Genomic DNA, 19987 nt, shown 5'->3' with positions numbered 1-19987 from the left:
ATTAGAAATAGCAAAGGAGGCAAACATTTTGAAAGGAAATAACAAAATTAGAATTATTCCATTAGGTGGTCTTGGGGAAATTGGTAAGAACATAACGGCCATTGAATATAAAGATGAAATAGTTGTCATTGACTGCGGAAATTCTTTTCCAGACGAAGATATGTACGGCGTTGATCTAGTTATTCCAGATGTAACTTATTTAATTAACAACAAAGACAAGGTTAAAGGTATATTTTTGACACATGGACACGAGGATCATATAGGTGCACTTCCCTATGTGTTAAAACAGATAAATGTTCCTATTTATGGAACAAGGCTTACTTTAGGGCTTGTAGAGCTTAAACTTAAGGAACATAACATACTTAATGATTGTGAACTTAATGTTGTCGAGCCGGGATATGTCGTAGCTTTAGAACAATTAAAAGTAGAATTCATAAGAAATAGTCACAGCATTGCAGGTTCCTGTTCTTTATGTATACATACACCAATTGGTCGAATTGTGCATACAGGAGATTTTAAGATTGACTATACTCCTATAGATGGAAAGATGATGGATTTAGAGCGTTTTGCAAGACTTGGTAGTGAAGGTGTACTTCTGCTAATGGCAGACAGTACAAACGTTGAAAGACCAGGTTATACAGTTTCTGAAAGAGTAATTGGAGAGACCTTCCACAAAGCTTTTTCAAAAGCACAGGGAAGAGTAATAGTAGCTACGTTTGCATCAAACATACATAGAATGCAGCAAATTATAGACGCATCTCTTGTGCATGGAAGAAAAATTGCTTTTAGCGGAAGAAGTATGGAGAGAGTTTCGCAGGTAGCTATGGAGTTAGGTTATTTGAACATCCCAGAAGGTAATAATATAGGAGTTGATGAAATTCATAAATACCCTAATGAAAAGGTTACTGTTATTACTACAGGAAGTCAGGGCGAGCCTATGTCTGCATTGGCTAGAATGTCCACTTCCACACACAAGATTCTTAAGGTAGAGCCAGGTGACATGGTTATTATTTCTGCATCACCTATACCTGGAAATGAGAAGTTTATTTCAAGAGTAATAAATGAATTGTTTAAAAAAGGTGCAGATGTTATTTATGATGCTTTAGACGAAGTACACGTATCAGGTCATGCTCGTCAAGAAGAGTTAAAGCTTATGCATTCATTAATTAAGCCTAAGTTCTTCCTGCCTGTTCATGGAGAATACAGACACCTAAGACACCATACAATACTAGCACAGAAACTTGGTATGGATCCTGCCAACACTATAATAATAGAAACAGGAGAAGTGTTGGAGGTTTCAAAGGACGAGATTAAGAAAGCAGGAAGAGTTCCATCAGGAGCAGTAATGGTTGACGGGCTTGGAGTTGGAGATGTTGGCAACATAGTGCTAAGAGACAGAAAGCATCTTGCTGAAGATGGAATTTTAACAGTAGTTGCAACAATTGAAAAGGAAGCTAGAAGTGTTTTAGCTGGTCCAGATATTATAACAAGAGGATTCGTTTATGTTAAAGAATCTGAAAGCTTAATCAATGAAACTAAAGAGCTAGTAAGAAGAGAACTTGAAAAATGTATGGATGAAGGAATAACAGAATGGATTGTTATTAAATCCAACATTAAGAATGCAGTTGGAAAATTCCTCTATGAAAAAACTAAGCGAAGACCTTTAATATTGCCTATAATAATGGAAATTTAAATATAAGACTTAAGATAAGCAGTTCATTAGAACTGCTTATTTCTTTGCTAGCAATTCACTATTTTTATTAATAGGCATATAATTAGCGTAATATAAGTAAAATCTTATAAAACCAGCGATTTAGTTTCAAGCATTACATTTTCTATTTAATTATTATATAATAGAGGTTGTGTTCTAAAAAATTAAAGGGGGAAGATACGTGAATACATTGAAAAAATTTATAAGTTATTATAAGCCTTATAAGGGAATGTTCTTTATGGATATGTTCTGTGCACTTACTCTTTCAGGAATAGATTTAGCATTTCCAGTGCTTGTAAGATTTTTGTTAAACGATGTTTATACAAGGGATAAAGCACAAATAATCAAATATGTAGCACTAATAGGTGCAGCACTTCTATTGATGTATGTTATAAAATATTTTTGCCAGTATTATATAACTTCTTGGGGACACATTATGGGTGCAAGAATGGAATCGGACATGAGAAGGGACATATTCAGCCATCTTCAAAAGCTTTCCTTTTCTTACTATGATAATACAAACACAGGAAAACTTATGTCTAGAATTGTAACTGACTTGTTTGATATATCTGAGCTTGCGCATCATGGGCCAGAGGATATTTTTATATCTATACTAAAGATTGCAGGTTCCTTTATTATTCTTATGAGTATTAATGTTAAGATAACTGTTATACTAATATTTATAACTTTATTCATGATATATTTCTCAATAAACTATAACCAGAGAATGAAGTCTATATTTAAAAAGAACAGAGAAAAAATAGCAAATGTAAATGCTCAAATACAGGACAGCCTTTCAGGTATAAGAGTTGTCAAGTCTTTTTCAAATGAACATATTGAAAATAAGAAGTTCCAGAATGGAAATCAGGAATTTCTTGAAACTAAAGAAGACAGCTATGGAGTTATGGGAAAGTTCTTTAGCATGAATGGCTTTTTTCAAGGGATTTTATATCTTTCAGTTGTGCTCTTTGGCGGTATTTTTATAAGCAATGGTGAGATTCAAACCTCAGATTTAGTTATTTATATACTTTATATAAATATATTCTTAAACCCTATTGACAAGCTTGTCAACTTTACTGAGCAGTATCAAAAGGGAATAACAGGCTTCGAAAGATTTTTAGAGGTTATAAATATTCACCCTGATATTACAGATAGGAAAGAAGCTGTTGAATTAGGTAAAGTTAAGGGGCAAATAAGTTTTGAAAATGTTACCTTCAGTTATGACAATAGAAATACAGTGCTAAACAATATCAACGTAAATATTGAGGCAGGAAAAACTATCGCTGTTGTTGGACCTTCAGGGGGAGGAAAGACTACCTTCTGCAGCATAATACCAAGGTTTTATGAGGTGGACAATGGTGCTGTTAAAATCGATGGTATCGACATTAGGGATATCAAGCTTAAATCCTTAAGAAATAATATTGGTATAGTTCAACAGGATGTTTATATGTTCTCGGGAACAATTAAGGAAAATATTGCTTATGGAAAACCTGGATCAACGGATGAAGAAATAATTGAAGCAGCCAAGAAAGCAAATGCTCATGAGTTTATTATGGGACTTGAACAGGGGTATAACACCTATGTTGGGGAAAGAGGTGTTAAGCTTTCTGGAGGACAGAAGCAAAGAATTTCTATTGCAAGAGTATTTCTTAAAAACCCACCAATATTAATTCTTGATGAAGCTACTTCAGCACTTGATAATGAAAGTGAAAAATATATACAAAATTCACTTGAGGATTTAGCTAAGAATAGGACCACCGTTGTTATAGCACATAGATTAAGCACTATAAGAAATGCAGACAATATTCTAGTTCTAACAGAAGAGGGAATTCAGGAGGAAGGAACTCATGATGAGCTTTTAGACAAGAATGGGGTTTATGCCGGTCTTTATAACATGCAATTTGAAATAGCTTAGGAATAAGATGCTGAGTTTACTTCATATAAATTATATTTAAGATGGAAACTAAAAGCGTATAAATTACGTCTATAATTATGTAAATATTTTATAAGGCAGGCGGTGGCAGTCGTGTTTAAAAAGCAAGGCTTAATTTTACTATTGGTAATGATTTTATTTAGTGCTTCAGCTTGTAATTTGACTAAAGAGAATACTAATGGATATTCAGATAAGAATATAGATAGTAACTCTGGCCAATTGAATCCACCTACAAATGGACCAAATGAAGATATATCAAAGGGTGATCAAGACATAGAAGTTGATAAAACTAAAGAGCAGATTAGTAGTATGAGTCTTGAAGAGAAAATTGGGCAAATGCTCGTAGTAGGGATTGATGGATATAATTTAAATTCAAATACAAAAAATCTCCTTGATAAGCATAAGGTTGGCGGCATCATTGTTATGGGTGAGAATGTTCAAGATTCAAAGCAGCTGCTGAGTCTGATAAATGAAATTAAAAAAGAAAATCAAAAAAATAAGATTCCTCTATTCATGACCATAGATGAAGAAGGTGGAAGAGTTACAAGGATGCCAAAAGAATTTAAGAAACTTCCTTCAAATAAAGTTATAGGGCAAATTAATAATCCTACTTTTTCCTATAAACTTGGAAGTGTAATTGCAGAAGAAATAAAAGCTTTTGGATTCAATATGGATTTTGCACCCGTTCTTGATATAAATAGTAATCCTAGAAATCTTGTTATTGGGGATAGAGCCTTTGGAGCAAAAGCAAGTATAGTGAGTAGCCTAGGTATTCAAACAATGAAGGGTATTCAGAATCAAAACATTATTCCAGCAGTAAAGCATTTTCCAGGCCATGGAGATACTTTAGTAGATTCTCATAAAGGGCTTCCTTCTGTAAGTAATGATTTAAAGAGACTGAAGAGTTTGGAACTTATACCTTTTTCTGAAGCTATAAAGAATAATGCAGATGTGGTAATGATAGCACACATACTTCTACCTAAAATTGATAAAGATAATCCTTCTTCAATGTCTAAAATAATTATAACAGACATACTTAGGAAGGAACTTAAGTTTGAAGGTGTAGTTATAACTGATGACATGACAATGGGAGCCATAGTGAAAAATTACCCAATTGGAGAGGCTGCAGTAAAGTCAGTAAGCGCAGGAGCCGATATAGTGCTGGTATGCCACGGCTATAACAATGAATTAGAAGTGATAAATACTTTGAAGAATGCAGTTGTCAAAGGAGAGATATCTGAAGAAAGAATAGATGAAAGTGTGTATAGGATTTTGAAGCTTAAAGAAAAGTATCAGTTAAAAGATGAAATAATAAACACCGTAGATGTGAACAAAATCAACAGCAAAATAAATAATCTGTTGAACTCATATGTCAACAAAAAGTAGTTAAGAGCAGCCACACGTGGCTGCTCTTTATATGTTCTGGATTTAACCTATGTAAAGTTTTCTTAACTTTCAGATAATACCTGAATAACCTTCAGATATTAAAATTATAAGTGTACAAGACAATAAAGTTAAATAAATTGGAGGGTTCAAGAAATGAAATCAAATAAATTTAAAATGGTGGTTAGCGCACTAGCTATTAGCATGATTGCAGGAGCTTTTGCAGGCTGTGGAAGCAAGGAAACAACATCGCAGAATTCAGGCACTTCTGCAACAAAGGAGATAGCTGGTGGTATAACAGCTTCGGGCTCCACTGCATTACAGCCTCTAGCAGAGCAAGTTGGTAAAAAATTTGCTGAGAAGTATCCAGATGCTTCGGTTAATGTGCAGGGAGGAGGTAGTGGTACAGGTTTAACACAAGTTCTCCAAGGAGCAGTTGATATAGGAAACTCAGATATATTTGCAGAGGAAAAGCTAAAGCCTGAGGAAGCTAAACAGCTAGTAGATCATAAGGTTGCGGTGGTAGCCTTTGGTGTAGTGGCTAATACAAAAGTAAAAGTAGACAATTTAAAACAAGAAGATCTGGTAAAAATATTTACTGGTGAAATAACTAACTGGAGACAAGTTGGCGGAGATGATATGAACATAATTGTTATCAACAGACCAAAATCTTCAGGAACAAGGGCAACTTTCAAGAAATATGCTTTAAATGATAAAGAAGAGGTTGAAGGAAAGTCACTAACACAAGATTCCAGCGGAGCAGTAAAAAAGACAATAGAAGAAACTGATGGTGCAATAGGATACCTAGCTTCTTCATTCTTAAATGAAGCTGATAATACTAAGGGATTGAAGATGATTAAGCTTGATGGTGTAGAGATGACCAAAGAGAATGTTATCAATGGCAAGTATAAGATATGGTCTTATGAGCACATGTATACAAAAGGTGAAGCAAAAGACGTTGCAAAAGCTTTTCTTGAGTATATAGTTAGTGAGGAAGTTAAGCCTGTAATTACCAAACTTGGATATATTCCTATAAATGATATGAAGGTATCTAGGTAAGATGTTTGAATAACTAAATAAATAAAAAACAAGAGCTTACATATGAAGCTCTTGTTTTTTATTTACTTTATATAACGCTTTAGTTATCTGCAATAGATAAGAAACCTTTAGAAAATCTTTAGGATTAATACCATAGTATCTTTAAGAATTAATAGTAGTATATAAATAGTTAATAGATTTAATTATAGAAAAGATAATGATGGCCAGCAATACAAAGAGGATGAATAAAATGAGGTGATTACATAACTATAGTATTATATAATTAGGAATGAAATCCTATAAATATCATTTATGAGAGAGGTAAGTAAAGTGGATACATATAATATTTTAGTTGTGGAAGATGAAAGAGATATAGCAGTTGCAATTGAGGCTTACTTGACAAATCAAGGTTATAAGGTCTTTATTGCCAGCAATGGTATTGAGGGCCTCCAAATGGTGGATACAGAAGCAATACATCTGGCAATTGTGGATGTGATGATGCCTAAAATGGATGGGATAACCTTTACCATGAAGCTTAGAGAAAATTATGCTTTTCCCGTAATAATGTTGTCGGCAAAGTCTGAGGATGTTGATAAAATAATGGGCCTTAATATGGGGGCAGATGATTATGTGACTAAACCTTTTAAGCCTCTTGAGCTTTTAGCTAGAGTTAACTCTCAGCTTAGGAGATACACCAAATTTTTAAGCATGTTAAAGGAAAATGAAGTGAAATCCAATATACATTCCGTTGGGGGGCTAGAAATAAATACAGACACTAAAGAGGTAACGGTAGATGGAATTTTAGTAAGAACTACTCCTATTGAGTTTAAAATTTTAACACTTTTAATAAGAAACCCAGGAAGAGTGTTTTCAGCGGAGGAAATATATGAAAGAGTTTGGAACGAACAGGCAATAAGTACTGATACGATAATGGTTCATGTGAGAAATATAAGAGAAAAGATAGAGATAAATCCTAAAAATCCAAAATATTTAAAGGTGGTGTGGGGAGTTGGATACAAAATTGAAAAGCAGTAAAGGAAGATATATTATAAGTGCAGCTATTTTTTTGCTTTTAATATTTTTATCAGCAGGAATATATTCTACATATCCATTTATAAAAGAGCAGGCAAGAAAATATGAATATAACATTTTTGAGAAAGATGATTTTTTCTATAATTTAAATCGCAGCAACTACGGTATATATTTTGATACTTTAAAGAATAAGGATAATGACATTTTAAAACCCTCAGAGGTTCTTATAAGTGGATATGGAGGTCAATATTATAAAAGTGAGGAAAATTTAAAGAATTTTTATAATGAATTTGACAGATATATTTACAGGAATCAGGAGATGTTAGACACAGATTTGAAAAACCTGGACTATTACGCTGTCAATAAAGATAACAAGATGGTTAAAGAGAGAAACCAAGCTGAATTAAGCCAGCTGTTAGCTGACAATACTGAATCCAACGTCTATGAAGCACTAAATAATAAATACGATTTCTATATTGTTATTGATTATAATGACAAGGGAGACATGAGTATTAAAAGAATTTATGGAGCAGATAAACTTATTGCTTCTAGCACAATTAAAAGTAACGAAAATATAAATAATTTTGAAGTAAAGCCTATTAAGAACATGATTTATATTTATGCCGTACCTAAAGAATTAAAGTATAAGGATTCAATAACTAATTATCAAACACAAAGCAGAATCAGCTCATATACATCAGCTGCAGCAAATATTATAAATCCTGCTCTTATTTTGATAACTATCATCGCATTAATAATCCCATACAAGCTTACAAAAGAGACGATTGGATTTAACCAAATTGCTAAAGTGCCTGTGGAGATAATTGCTTCTATATCCACTGCAGCCATAGTAGTTATTCTTTATGGAGCATCCTATTCGCTGATAAGCAGCACGTTAGAAGAGGATATAATTAATTTTGCACCTTTAATTATGAGTGGTGAAGCTGCAGCTGAGATTGAGAGCCTTATTAATATTATGTTTTGGACTACCAGCTTTGCTATCGTATTTTTTACAATTATCCTACTAAAGCATATCTGGAGTATCGGAATTAAAAAATACCTAGGTGAAAACTCACTTTTATATAAGCTTTTAAGAAGCATATGGATAACTAACAGGAGAGTTTACAGCTACTTAAGCAACATTGATTTAAAAAGCAAGGAAAAGAAGAGAATCAGGCTTCTGCTTGGAATAAATCTAATAATTTTGGTTGTCATGAGTTCTATGTGGTTTCTGGGAATAATTCTTGCTATTGGATATACTATAGTTTTATTTAGAATAATAACTAAACATTACAGCGATATAAGCAACAAGTATAACAAGTTATTTGAAGCTACAAACAGGATTGCTGAAGGTAAGCTGGATATATATATTGAAGAGGATTTAGGGGTATTTAATACCTTTAAGGTGGAGCTGCAGAATATTCAAAAGGGTTTTAAAAAAGCTGTTGATGAAGAAGTAAAAAGCCAGAAGATGAAAACAGAGCTAATTACTAATGTTTCTCATGATCTTAAGACTCCTTTAACCTCTATTATTACTTACGTAGAGCTTCTAAAAGATGGAAACCTTCCAGAAGAAAAACGAAGAGAATACTTAGACACTTTGGATAGAAAATCTCAAAGACTTAAGGATTTAATAGAAGATTTATTTGAAGTGAGTAAGGCTACCAGCGGAAACATCAGCTTAAATATAGTTGATGTGGATGTTGTGGCGTTAATGAAGCAAACCCTACTGGAATTGGATGATAAAATACTAAGGTCATCTTTATCAATAAGAGCTAATTATCCCGAAGAAAAAGTGATACTTCCTTTAGACAGTCAGCGGATGTTTAGAGTTTTTGAAAATCTTATAATAAACATAACAAAGTATGCCTTAGAAGGCAGCAGAGTTTATATAGATATTTTTAACCACAGAGATAAGGTTGAAATAGTGTTTAAAAACATGGCTGCAAATGAAATAAACTTTAATGTTGATGAGATAATGGAGAGATTTGTAAGAGGGGATAAATCGAGAAATACAGAGGGAGCAGGTCTAGGTCTAGCTATAGCTAAAAGTTTTGTAGAATTGCATGGAGGCAGACTAGATATAATAGTTGATGGTGACTTGTTTAAGGTAATTATAGCCTTTGATAAAAAGCATTAAAAAAGCAGTTGAGGTGATTTTAAATTGCCTCAACTGCTTTTCTTGTTTTTGTCACCAATCAATGCTGTAGAATGTAAATCCGCTTAAAATGTTAATAGGAACTAATTTATCGATATCTATGCTCCAAACTTCAACAGGCTTGTATTCCTGTCTGCAGCCTGATAGATATGCTATTTTTCTACTGTCTGGAGACCAGGCTAAAGGTGTAGCAAAACAGCTGCCAATGGCTATAGTAGAATCAGCTTCGCCTTTTAAGCCAGTAACTCTAATTAGAGAATAATATTTTCCGTTAATAAATTGAGTTGAGCTATAGGCTATTTTAGTTGAATCTGGAGACCAGATTGGATAGTAGTTCTTAGCTTCAGGACCTCCAGGAATCTTGTATATATTTCCCGTAGCAAGCTCTATTGTATAAATTTCTGATATGCTTACTCCGGGTGTAGTATACAAAACATAGTTTCCATTTGGAGATAGCCTTACTTCGTTTAAATTTCCATTAGCATTTTTAGTAATCTGAATTTCATTACTTCCGTCTAAAGAATTTTTATATAGCTGACTGGTGTTTGAGGAGTCTTTTGCCTCGTATAGAAGTTCGTTGCTATTTGGGAACCATTGAACATATGAAGTACCTACGCGATAGATAGTTGTAGAGGTATAATTCGTAACATTGTACATTCGAATTAACTTTCCATTAGAGTAGACAATTGTTTGGCTGTCGGAAGACCAGTCAATAAATCCGGGAACAGGTATTTTATCAACTTTTGAGACTCTTTTTGTTGGCACGTCTATAATAGAAATAACTCCAGAGCTCCCTATATGTGCAATTTTACTTCGATTTGGAGCCCAGAAAATCCTTGATGTCTCGCTTCCTTCGTCTAATAACATCGTATCTCGTTGTCCTGTAGTTGTGTCATAGAACATCAGATAGGAATTGATGTCGTCGCTTAACACCGCAGCTAATCTTCCTTTTCCTCCGGGAGGTGGATAGGGAATAGAAATAGTCATGCCTGGTCTTATAGAGGCAGTAAGTCCAGGGTTAGCTTTTATAATAAGCTCAGCACTTGGTTGCCCGTTTACTATTACATTGTACCGTGCAGCAATCTTGTAAAGAGAATCTCCAGGGTTGACAACATAAAAGGGTACTCCTTGAGGAATATTGAGGATTTGACCAGGCATTATAGTATAAGGTTCTTCAATAGTATTTGCTTTTAAAATTATACGAATAGGAATACCATACCTTGTTGATATAGCATAAATTGAATCCCCAGGCTTTACTACATAAGTGGTGACGCCAGGAGGCATTGACAACTGCTGACCTATATAGATTTTATATGGAGCTTTAAGATTGTTTGCATTTATTAAAGAGATAATAGGAATATTAAAGCGCTTTGCAATACTGCTGATGGTATCACCAAAGCGGACTGTATAAAATACTTGCATATGCTTCTCCAAAAAAAATTAATATCAATATATAATATGAAATTTTGAAAAAGGTGTGTTTGATTGCTTAAAGGTATATTTTTAAAAAGTTAACTTGTTAACTTTTTACCTTTAGCTAAAAGCAATGGAAGTGATATTAATTAAAATACATTTATCCATACTCTTTCAAGAGCATGTTTTTCCAGTATTTATAGTAACATGGATAATCTTCTCTAATGTATTCATAAAAATCATTTAGAGCTTCGCGCTTTCTTAGTCCTTTTAGCATCGAACGTGGGTAGGTTCGTATTTTTTCATAACTTTTTCTGGGATCAATAACCTTAATGGTTTTATCAGGCTGCAAAAATATATGTCCAAGACGCATGTCAAGCCTTGTAAAACCTAGATCCCTAAAATTATCAATAAGCTTGACAAGTTCAAGTGAAATATTTTTATCAATCTCGTAATAGTTTAAGTAATGAGATAGAGTGGTGCCGTGTATAAAACTCATAACTATAGAATTATTATCAAAATAAAAAACAGTAGGAAAAAACCTGCTGTTTCGTGCTTTCAGAAGTATCTCGATTTGGCGTTTGCAAGAATTAGAATTATGAAATATCTTTATTACTCTATCATTAGGAAGTAGATAGACCTTGCCCTCATGCCCCTGACCGATCATCCTCAGTTCACTTATGTCATAACATAAATAATTACACCTATACTTATGTTTTTTTCGCATTATATCACCCCATATTATTAAAATAAATTCTGAAATTCTTATTAATATTAGTCTATGGACAGCAGTAAAAAATGTTACAGTTTCTAGTAACAATTAACACTTTAAAATCATAATATATTGTGATTGCTAAAATAACAGCAGTTCAATAGTTGGAATGAATAAAAGGCAGAGCAACAAAAATCAATGTTGTTGCTCTGCCTTTATTTATTGAAACAAGCTCTTCTTTTTCATCTTTAAATAAATTGTAAGTCCAATGCTATCTGCAAGGAACCAGCCTAGAGGAACAGACCACCATATGCCGCGCTGAGCTAACTGAGGAATCCTTGAAAGTACATATGCCATGATTACTCTAGTACCAAGAGACATTATTGTAAGTATCAAGGAGGTATTTAATGCTCCAATACCTCTAAAAAATCCATAGAACATAAATAAAAAACCTATTAATATATAAAATACAGATATTATAGACAAATATTCTACACCAAGAGTTATTACATTAATTTCATCTGCATTTACAAAAATCTTCATTAAATTCTTGGAATTTATAAAAATCAATGTAGAAAAAACTAAACAAAATAAAACTATTGTACGAGCAGCAGATTTTATACCTTCATGTATTCTTGAAGTATTCTTAGCTCCTTTGTTTTGAGCTATATAAGTAGAAAAAGCATTGCCAAAATCCTGAACTGGCAAGTATGCTATAGAATCAATCTTTCCAGCTGCAGTAAAAGCTGCAATTGTATCTGGCCCAAAAGTATTTACAATTCCCTGAACGCAAACCATTCCAAAGGTCATAATAGACTGTTGAATTGATGTAAGAATGCTATATTTACCAATCATGAGTGATATGTTTTTGTCAAATACCATATCCTCACGCTTTAGTCTAATAAGAGGTATTTTTAGAAAAGCATAGACTAAACATAAGACTGATGATACAGCCTGAGCTATTATAGTTGCAAGAGCTACTCCTTCTATACCCATATTAAAATTAATTACAAACACTAAATCAAGCACAATGTTAATGATAGCAGCTAAAACTAAAAAATATAATGGAGTTCTTGAATCACCTATAGATCTAAGTAAAGCTGAACAAGCATTAAATAGAAATACAAATATTAATCCTCCAAAAATGATTCTTAGGTAATCGCTTGAGCCTTTAAATATGCTTTGAGGAGTTTTTATAAGAAGCAGCATATTATCAATATTTAATATGATTGCAATTGAAAGTATAACTGTAAAAAAACCTATCAATGAAAAGGATATAAATATTGATTTACGAAGCTTTGAATAATTTTTCTCACCGAAGAAAAATGAATAAACGGCAGAAGCGCCCATACATAATCCTATTATTATAAAAGAAAAGAAGTTCATAAGCATAAATGACGAGCCTACTGCTGCCAATGATTCTGTTCCAATGAACTTTCCAACGACAACTGAATCCACAATGTTATATAATTGTTGAAATAAGTTTCCAATCAAAAAAGGAAGTGAAAACTTTAGTATAGTTTTTGTAGGATTTCCTTTAGTCATATCAGTAACCATTAGTATTCCCCCTTGCATTGTTTTACTCTATTGTAGTCTAACATAGATTAACATATAATAAAAATATTGATATATTATAGAATCCATATGTTTTTTTATATAGGAGATAAGTTCATGGAAATAAAACAGCTTTTATATTTTGTAACTGTGGTAAATGCGGGAAACATTACAGCTGCATCAAAAAAACTACATATAGCTCAACCTGCTCTTAGCAATCAAATAAAGAATCTAGAGGAACAATTAGGAACTAAGTTATTTCATAGAGGATCAAGAAGGATAACTTTAACTGATGCAGGGGAAATTCTTTTAGATAAAGCAAATAGTATGCTGGAGCTGCAAAACTCAATTGAAAAGGAACTTCAGGATAATAAGAGCGGTTTTAAGGGAACCTTAAGGATTGGAACAATATCTGCAATAGATGCCGACTTTTTAGAGAGGTTTTTTCTTAGGTTTCATAAAAAATATAGTAAAGTCAGATATGAGATCTATGAAGGGATTACACCAGAAATTATAGAGCTGCTTTTTTCTGGAGTCATAGAAATTGGAATTGTGAGGACTCCCTTTGAAACGACTGGATTGAATACAATTTATATGAAAAGTGAACCAATGATAGCCGCATATAGTACTGATAGTGATTTAGACAAATATGAGGAAACAATTTTGATTGAAGAATTAAGGGGAAAGCCCCTTGTTATATATAGAAGATTTAAAGATGTTGTAATTTCAGCATTTCAAAAAGAGAGAATAAACCCATCAATTCTGTGTATAAATGATGATTCCAGGACTTCTTTATTATGGGCAAATGCAGGTTTGGGAGTTGCTATAGTACCTATGTCCTCTAAAAGCCTTGTACTTGCAAATAATTTGAAGTTTAAGATTATAGATAATCAGTCTCTATATACACAAAACTCCATAGTGACTCTCGAAAATAATAAATTATCTACAGTAGCAGTAAATTTCTTGAAGGAAATAACAAATAATTAATGCTAGGTAAATTATTGTAGGAATTTGTGTAATCTTGTATAATTGTATATATTATCTTACTATGAAAAGGTTATATTTAGCTTAGTATAAATATTTGTTTTCTTACTTAAGTGGGGTGCATAGGATTGGGCTTATTTAATTCTAGAAGAAAAATTGTGTTAGGTACAACTATCTACGTAATATTTTTTTATTTATGGATTTTTTTATGGCAGGATAATAAAAGGATGCTAACAATTGGTTCTGATATACTGCAAACTGTTGCTCTCATAATAACCCTTATTTTACTAATTACAACCTATAAAAAAATATCTAAGAGAGAGAAGAAATTTTGGCTGTTTATGGTTCTTGGGACGTTCTCTTATACTATAGGAATGCTAATTTGGAGTTATTACGAAATAATATTAAAGATAGAGCATCACTATGCAGGGTATTTTAGTTTATTTTTTGCCTTAATGTATTTTTTCTATCTAAGTGCCGTATTTTACAGGATGCATAAAGGAAGAAGCGCGTATAAGAGCCTATATTCAATATTTGATGCTCTTATAGTTATGATTGCTATAATAAATTTGAGCTACAGATTTATTATAGCTCCCATGTTTCAGCAATTTAATGGACAATCTATTATTTGGGTCTTGCTGACCTTGGGTAGTCCGGTTTTTGATTTAACCATGTTGCTAGGAGTACTGTATTTATACTTTCTATTAGGCGAAGAAGCGTATTACAGGAAATACATACTTATCTTTGGAGGTATATTTACTCTTCTTATTGCTGATTCCTATTATTTTCTAACTGCATCAAAAGGACTTTATTCAACTGGCAGCTTATATGACCCTCTATGGGCTTTAGCATTTTTTATTATTGGGATTTCAGGCTTATATTCATTGTATTTAGAGCAGCGACAAATAGTAACCGAAAAAGCCTCTTCAAAGATAAATGTGCTTCGAATTAGTATGCCTTATGTTGTAGTGACAATTTCCTTAACTGTAGAGTTAGCTTATTCACATGATTTGTTTTCTGTCGGTATGGTTATTACCATGCTTCTTGTTATAGTGAAACAGATTCTTGTTATTATTGACAATAAGAAGCTTTTGCAGGATGTTTCAACCTTGAACCATAGACTTGAAAGCAAGGTTGAACAGAGAACAAAGGAACTAAAAGAAAGCAAGCAGATTTATAAATCATTGTACGACCAACATTATTTAGCAATCTATTCTTTAGACCTTGAGGGCAGGATTACAAGCATAAACTCAGCCTGTGAAAATTTATCTGGCTATTCTGAGAAAGAGATTTTAGAAAAACCGATTTTTGATTTAATAGATAAAGAAAATCAGGAAATGGCAAAAAAGTATTTCATCAGCACTGTTAGTAATGGCCCTTGTAATTTTGAAATGCTCTTTACAACGAAGCTGGAAAAGAAGCTAGAGCTAGATGTTACCTGCATTCCAATTATTGTAGATAGCAAGGTAACAGGCATATATGGCATTATTAAAGATATAACTGAATATAAAATAAATCAGGGAAAAATCCATCATATGGCTTTTCATGATTCACTTACAAGTCTTCCAAATAGAAGATTTATTAAAGATAAAATCGAAGAACTGATGATTGATATAAAAAACAATACTGAGAAGGCTGCAGTTATGTTCATTGACCTTGATAGATTTAAGGGGATAAATGATACTTTAGGACATGAAATGGGAGATCAGCTGCTGATTGCTGCATCTAATCGCCTGAAAAATTGTCTTAGAAAAAGTGATATTGTAGCTCGTCAGGGAGGCGATGAATTTACTGTACTTTTAAGTAGCGTATCTGATACTAATGATGTTATTAAAGTGGCGGAGAAAATTATTAATTCTCTAAGCAATCCATTTTTAATAAACAAACATGAGCTGGTTATAAGTTGTAGTATTGGAATTGCAATGTTCCCTGATGACGGTGAAGATTGGATAACTCTTATGAAAAATGCTGATGCTGCAATGTACAGCGTAAAGGAAGAGGGGAGAAACGGGTATAATTTTTATATACCAGAATTAAATCAAATAAATTCCCAAAAGTTTATTTTAGATAAAAGTCTTAAAAATGCCATTAAGCGAGAAGAATTAATTCTATATTATCAACCTCAAATTAATACTAAAAACAATGAAATTATTGGAGCAGAAGCATTGGTTCGCTGGAATCACCCAAGTTTAGGTCTTGTTCCACCTAGTGAGTTTATTGCCTTAGCTGAAGAAACAGGGCTTATACTTACAATAGGAGAGTGGATATTGAGAGCTGCCTGTAAGCAAATGATGCTTTGGCAGCAAAAAGGATATAAATTATCAAAGATGGGTGTAAATATATCTGTAAAGCAATTTCAATTAGATGACTTCGTTGAAGTTGTTTCAGGAATATTAAAGGATACTGGTTTGGATGGAAGATACTTGGAGTTAGAAATTACTGAAAGTATAGCTATGCAAAATGAGGATGAAGTTATAGTTAAAATATTGGCACTAAAACAGATGGGGATTTCAGTTTCTATTGACGACTTCGGGACGGGATATTCTTCTCTGAGTTATCTAAAGAAGTTTCCTATAAGCACACTAAAGATAGCACAGCAATTTGTAAAAGATATTAAAAATGACTCTGATGAAGAAGCTATTGTTTCTGCAATTATTGCTATGGCTAATAAATTGAATATAAATATTATTGCAGAAGGTGTGGAAACAGAGTCTCATGTGAAGTTTTTGACTAATCAGAAGTGCTATATTATGCAGGGATATTTCTTTAGCAGACCCTTATCCTCAGATAAGTTTGTGAATGTTTTAGAGAGAGGTTTAAGCTAAAGCTAAATTAAGATATAATAAATACTATAAAGAGATAAGTGAGGTACAGGGTATGGTGGATTTAAAAAGTATGACTCCTAAAGAAAGGAGAGAGTACATTTGGGACTACTATAAAATTCATATTATTGGAGGACTTATTGGTATATTGCTTATAGGTTCATTTATCTATGGACAGGTTACCAGGGTAGAAACCATATTTAATCTGACTTTGATGGGCTCGGCTTCAATAGAGCCTAAGAGAGAAGAATTACAGAAAGATATAACAAGTCTTTTGATAAGTCCTACAGAAAAGAAAAAAGAAGCTTTTATAAGTACTATGCCAATTGCTGGAAACTTAACTAGCTCAGATGCTTCTAATATGCAGCTTATACAAAAGTTTATGGCACAGATCGCTGCAAATGAGCTTGATCTTATTGTAATGGATAAAAATGATTTTAATAAATTTTCAGAGGAAGGCATATTTTCAAAGCTTGAGGATTTAACTGACTTTAAGTCAACTGAATTTAAAACCCAAAAGCTTGTTAAAAACAGTGCAGGAGACAGTAACTACGGAGTAGATGTGGAAAGTAACAAGAAACTTGAAGAGATTGGCTTTAATACTAAAGATAAGGTTATTGCTGTTATTGCTACCTCAAATAGAAAAGATCAAGCTGTAAAAGTTTTGAAATGGCTTTTAACTGAATAATTAGCTAATGAAGGGTAATCTGATTTTTATAAGTTAGATTGCTCTTTTTACTTGAAGATTTTCATATGTTTTCTTTTGGCACTATATACCATTTGACACTATAGGCCATAGTTCTACATAATATTATATGGATATCAATATGGGATAATAGGGAGAAAACTATATGGATTCAAGTTATGTCATTAAAAAGCAAGAATTTCAAAAGAAAAAGTTTAAGGGGATGAGCGGAAATATAATTTTTATAATTGTTACAATGCTTGTAAGCTTTTTCTTAAGCAGCAGAAACTATGTGTTGTTTCATACTATTATTCAAATGTTTACATCTGTTGTTGCTTTCAGCATACTAATAGTAGCTGTAAATACTTATGGAATTTCTAGAAATAGCTTTTTCATGTTTCTAGGAATAGGTTATGCCTTTGTAGGGATATTTGATTTTATTCATACAATTACATATCCGGGAATGAACATTATAAAATCATCGAATTTTAATATTTCACTGCAAGCTGCAGTTTTAGCAATGTATGTAGAAGCAGCTACTACTTTGTTTTCTTATAAACTTCTGAAAAGTAATTGTACTAGCTTTAAACCATGTTTAGTTGCTAAGGGGATTTTTTTCTTGGCGCTGGGGGCAATTTTAGCAATATTTTGGAATAATATTTTTCCTGATATAATAATGGAAAATTACAAGCCTACAGCTTTTAAAATTATGAGTCAGATAGCAATTATAGTGATGCTTGCATCTAGTGCATTTTTATATTATAGAATAAGAAAAAATATAAGTTATAGTCTTTATATTTATACCCAGCATAGTATTGCTGCAAGAATATTGACAGTTTTATTTTTTACTTTTGGAGAACCATATAATTCTTTGAATGTGATGCTTCATGTGTCGAAGTTTATGGCTTTTTATTATATATATAAAGCTCTAATAGATGTGGGACTGAAAACTCCCTACAATCACTTATACTTCAAATTAAATGCGACAAGTAGAGAACTTGCTGAAGAGAACAGCATGAGAAGAACTGTTGAAGAAGCATTTGTGAGTAATGAAGAATGTTATAAAATACTTATAGAAAATTCAAAGGATGCTATTGTTGTTCTTTGTGAGGGCAATTATATTTATGCTAATGATAAAGCTCTAAATCGTCTTGGAGTAGACCACATAAATGATTTAAAGGGTAGAACAATTTATGATTTTGTTTATGAAGATGATATAGAAAAGATAGAAGATATATTAAACGATATAAGTAATAAAAAGAGTGTGGTACCTTTCTTTGAAACTAAAATAAAGGTTAATAATGAGATACACCATATAGAAACAGCAGCTGCCTACTTTATAAATAATGGAAAACCAGCTGTATTAGCAATTCTAAGAGATTTAGACTATAAAGAGCAGGTTAAAAAACTTAAAGAGGATGTGAAAAAAAGCTCAGAACTTCTAAATGAATCCAGGGAGTACAATAAGCTTATAACTGAGTTTATATCAAATATATCCCATGAACTGAGGACTCCATTAAATGTTATATTAAGCGCTGTACAGCTTTTGAATATGGGAGGGGTAAGTAATTATCCAGAAGATAAGACCAAAAAATATCTTAATAGCATGAAGCAAAATTGTTATAGGCTTTTAAAACTAGTAAATAATTTTATAGATATTTCAAAAATTGATTCAGGTTACTTAGAACTTAACCTTCAAAATTACAATATAGTCAATATGGTGGAAGACATAACTCTATCGGTAGCTGATTATGTTAATGAGAAAGGAATAACGCTTACTTTTGACACTGATACTGAAGAAAAAATTATGGCCTGTGATTTTGACAAGATTGAAAGAATAATGCTTAATCTCTTATCTAATGCTATTAAATTTACTAATCCAGGTGACAGTATATTTGTAAACTTTACTGATGAAGGAGAAGTTGTCACCATCTCAGTAAAAGATACGGGCATAGGTATTCCTTATGATAAACAGGAAATTATTTTTGAACGCTTCAGACAAGTGGACAAGTCGTTTACAAGAAATCATGAGGGCAGCGGCATTGGTCTTGCTCTTGTTAAATCACTTATTGAAATGCATGGAGGAACTATTAAGTTAAATAGCAGTATTGGAGAAGGCAGCGAGTTTATCATAACTCTTCCTGCAGCAGCAGTTTCATATGATGAGTTTGAGGAAGAAAATTCTTATGAGAGCAACGTAGAAAGAATTAAAATAGAATTTTCAGATATCTACTCGTAAATAAAGAAGGGAGCCTTTTGAGGGCTCCCGTTTTTTTCTGTGTTTAGCAATCCATTGATTCTACAGTTCCACCAACTCTTCTTATTTGATCAAAGAGTTGTTCATGATGACAGTTAGGTTTGCATTCTCCGCCGAATATAGGTAACCTAAGAATTAAGCATATTCCTGTAGGGGAAGCAAGTTCAACAAGGTTTAAAATATTTATTGCAGCAGTTGCAGGTATATAGATACGAAATACTGTTCCGCATTTCTGTTTGCAGTTATGGTCTTGAATAGGTTGTAAATATTGAGACATAGTTAGCCCTCCTTTGAAAACTACTTTT

The 19987-nt window shown here is 32.6% G+C and carries 14 protein-coding genes; 10 read left to right on the top strand and 4 right to left on the bottom strand.

The window, feature by feature from the left end:
• Nucleotides 1-28 precede the first annotated feature (28 nt).
• The 6 genes from NBE98_RS21150 to NBE98_RS21125 all read left to right on the top strand — a co-directional run bounded on the left by NBE98_RS21150 (nt 29) and on the right by NBE98_RS21125 (nt 9237).
• Nucleotides 29-1693 carry a ribonuclease J gene (locus tag NBE98_RS21150; RefSeq protein ID WP_284703674.1) on the top strand — a complete coding sequence of 555 codons (1665 nt, stop codon included), beginning with the start codon at nt 29-31 and terminating at the stop codon, nt 1691-1693.
• A 199-nt stretch (nt 1694-1892) separates the two neighbouring features.
• A complete protein-coding gene (locus tag NBE98_RS21145) occupies nt 1893-3626 on the top strand; it encodes an ABC transporter ATP-binding protein (RefSeq protein WP_250816985.1) in 1734 nt (577 codons plus the stop codon).
• 111 nt (nt 3627-3737) lie between these two features.
• Nucleotides 3738-5030: a beta-N-acetylhexosaminidase gene (nagZ, locus tag NBE98_RS21140; protein ID WP_250816984.1), complete on the top strand. Its 1293-nt coding sequence runs from the start codon at nt 3738-3740 to the stop codon at nt 5028-5030.
• A gap of 153 nt (nt 5031-5183) precedes the next feature.
• The gene (locus tag NBE98_RS21135) at nt 5184-6086 is read left to right on the top strand and encodes a phosphate ABC transporter substrate-binding protein (protein ID WP_250816983.1); all 903 of its coding nucleotides are present in this window, start codon (nt 5184-5186) and stop codon (nt 6084-6086) included.
• Nucleotides 6087-6395: 309 nt separating this feature from the next.
• The gene (locus NBE98_RS21130) at nt 6396-7100 is read left to right on the top strand and encodes a response regulator transcription factor (RefSeq protein ID WP_250816982.1); all 705 of its coding nucleotides are present in this window, start codon (nt 6396-6398) and stop codon (nt 7098-7100) included.
• The gene (locus NBE98_RS21125; RefSeq protein ID WP_250816981.1) at nt 7075-9237 is read left to right on the top strand and encodes a sensor histidine kinase; all 2163 of its coding nucleotides are present in this window, start codon (nt 7075-7077) and stop codon (nt 9235-9237) included. The genes NBE98_RS21130 and NBE98_RS21125 overlap by 26 nt, the downstream gene beginning before the upstream one ends.
• Nucleotides 9238-9288: 51 nt before the next feature.
• On the opposite strand, the gene NBE98_RS21120 is transcribed toward NBE98_RS21125, so the two are convergent.
• From NBE98_RS21120 to NBE98_RS21110, 3 genes are all read right to left on the bottom strand, one after another.
• Nucleotides 9289-10677: a LysM peptidoglycan-binding domain-containing protein gene (locus NBE98_RS21120; protein WP_250816980.1), complete on the bottom strand. Its 1389-nt coding sequence runs from the start codon at nt 10675-10677 to the stop codon at nt 9289-9291.
• A 151-nt stretch (nt 10678-10828) separates the two neighbouring features.
• On the bottom strand, nt 10829-11395 hold the full coding sequence (locus NBE98_RS21115) for a protein kinase family protein (RefSeq protein ID WP_250816979.1): 567 nt from the start codon (nt 11393-11395) through the stop codon (nt 10829-10831).
• A 204-nt stretch (nt 11396-11599) separates the two neighbouring features.
• Nucleotides 11600-12937, bottom strand: coding sequence for an MATE family efflux transporter (locus NBE98_RS21110; protein ID WP_250816978.1), 1338 nt, complete (start codon nt 12935-12937; stop codon nt 11600-11602).
• 114 nt (nt 12938-13051) lie between these two features.
• On the opposite strand from NBE98_RS21110, the gene NBE98_RS21105 reads away from it, so the two are divergent.
• From NBE98_RS21105 to NBE98_RS21090, 4 genes are all read left to right on the top strand, one after another.
• Complete coding sequence (locus NBE98_RS21105; protein WP_250816977.1) at nt 13052-13921, top strand: LysR family transcriptional regulator; 870 nt, start codon at nt 13052-13054, stop codon at nt 13919-13921.
• A gap of 224 nt (nt 13922-14145) precedes the next feature.
• Nucleotides 14146-16743, top strand: coding sequence for a sensor domain-containing protein (locus NBE98_RS21100; protein WP_250816976.1), 2598 nt, complete (start codon nt 14146-14148; stop codon nt 16741-16743).
• A 52-nt stretch (nt 16744-16795) separates the two neighbouring features.
• Entirely contained in the window at nt 16796-17428 is a 633-nt protein-coding gene (locus NBE98_RS21095; protein ID WP_250816975.1) for a UBA domain-containing protein, read from the top strand.
• 163 nt (nt 17429-17591) lie between these two features.
• Nucleotides 17592-19664, top strand: coding sequence for an MASE3 domain-containing sensor histidine kinase (locus tag NBE98_RS21090; RefSeq protein WP_250816974.1), 2073 nt, complete (start codon nt 17592-17594; stop codon nt 19662-19664).
• A 43-nt stretch (nt 19665-19707) separates the two neighbouring features.
• On the opposite strand, the gene NBE98_RS21085 is transcribed toward NBE98_RS21090, so the two are convergent.
• Complete coding sequence (locus NBE98_RS21085; RefSeq protein ID WP_250816973.1) at nt 19708-19959, bottom strand: hypothetical protein; 252 nt, start codon at nt 19957-19959, stop codon at nt 19708-19710.
• Nucleotides 19960-19987: the final 28 nt, after the last annotated feature.

The organism is Clostridium swellfunianum (assembly GCF_023656515.1).
GTDB classification, from domain to species: domain Bacteria; phylum Bacillota; class Clostridia; order Clostridiales; family Clostridiaceae; genus Clostridium_AT; species Clostridium_AT swellfunianum.
Note: the sequence above shows the minus strand (reverse complement) of the source record. Positions and strands in the feature narration are given on the sequence as shown.

Bases quoted from the DNA above. Each gene is read 5' to 3' on its own strand.
- NBE98_RS21115 (WP_250816979.1), bottom strand. From the start codon at position 11,395: ATGCGAAAAAAACATAAGTATAGGTGTAATTATTTATGTTATGACATA.
- NBE98_RS21135 (WP_250816983.1), top strand. From the start codon at position 5,184: ATGAAATCAAATAAATTTAAAATGGTGGTTAGCGCACTAGCTATTAGC.
- NBE98_RS21085 (WP_250816973.1), bottom strand. From the start codon at position 19,959: ATGTCTCAATATTTACAACCTATTCAAGACCATAACTGCAAACAGAAA.
- NBE98_RS21120 (WP_250816980.1), bottom strand. From the start codon at position 10,677: ATGCAAGTATTTTATACAGTCCGCTTTGGTGATACCATCAGCAGTATT.
- NBE98_RS21105 (WP_250816977.1), top strand. From the start codon at position 13,052: ATGGAAATAAAACAGCTTTTATATTTTGTAACTGTGGTAAATGCGGGA.
- NBE98_RS21090 (WP_250816974.1), top strand. From the start codon at position 17,592: ATGGATTCAAGTTATGTCATTAAAAAGCAAGAATTTCAAAAGAAAAAG.
- NBE98_RS21095 (WP_250816975.1), top strand. From the start codon at position 16,796: ATGGTGGATTTAAAAAGTATGACTCCTAAAGAAAGGAGAGAGTACATT.
- NBE98_RS21100 (WP_250816976.1), top strand. From the start codon at position 14,146: ATGCTAACAATTGGTTCTGATATACTGCAAACTGTTGCTCTCATAATA.
- NBE98_RS21110 (WP_250816978.1), bottom strand. From the start codon at position 12,937: ATGGTTACTGATATGACTAAAGGAAATCCTACAAAAACTATACTAAAG.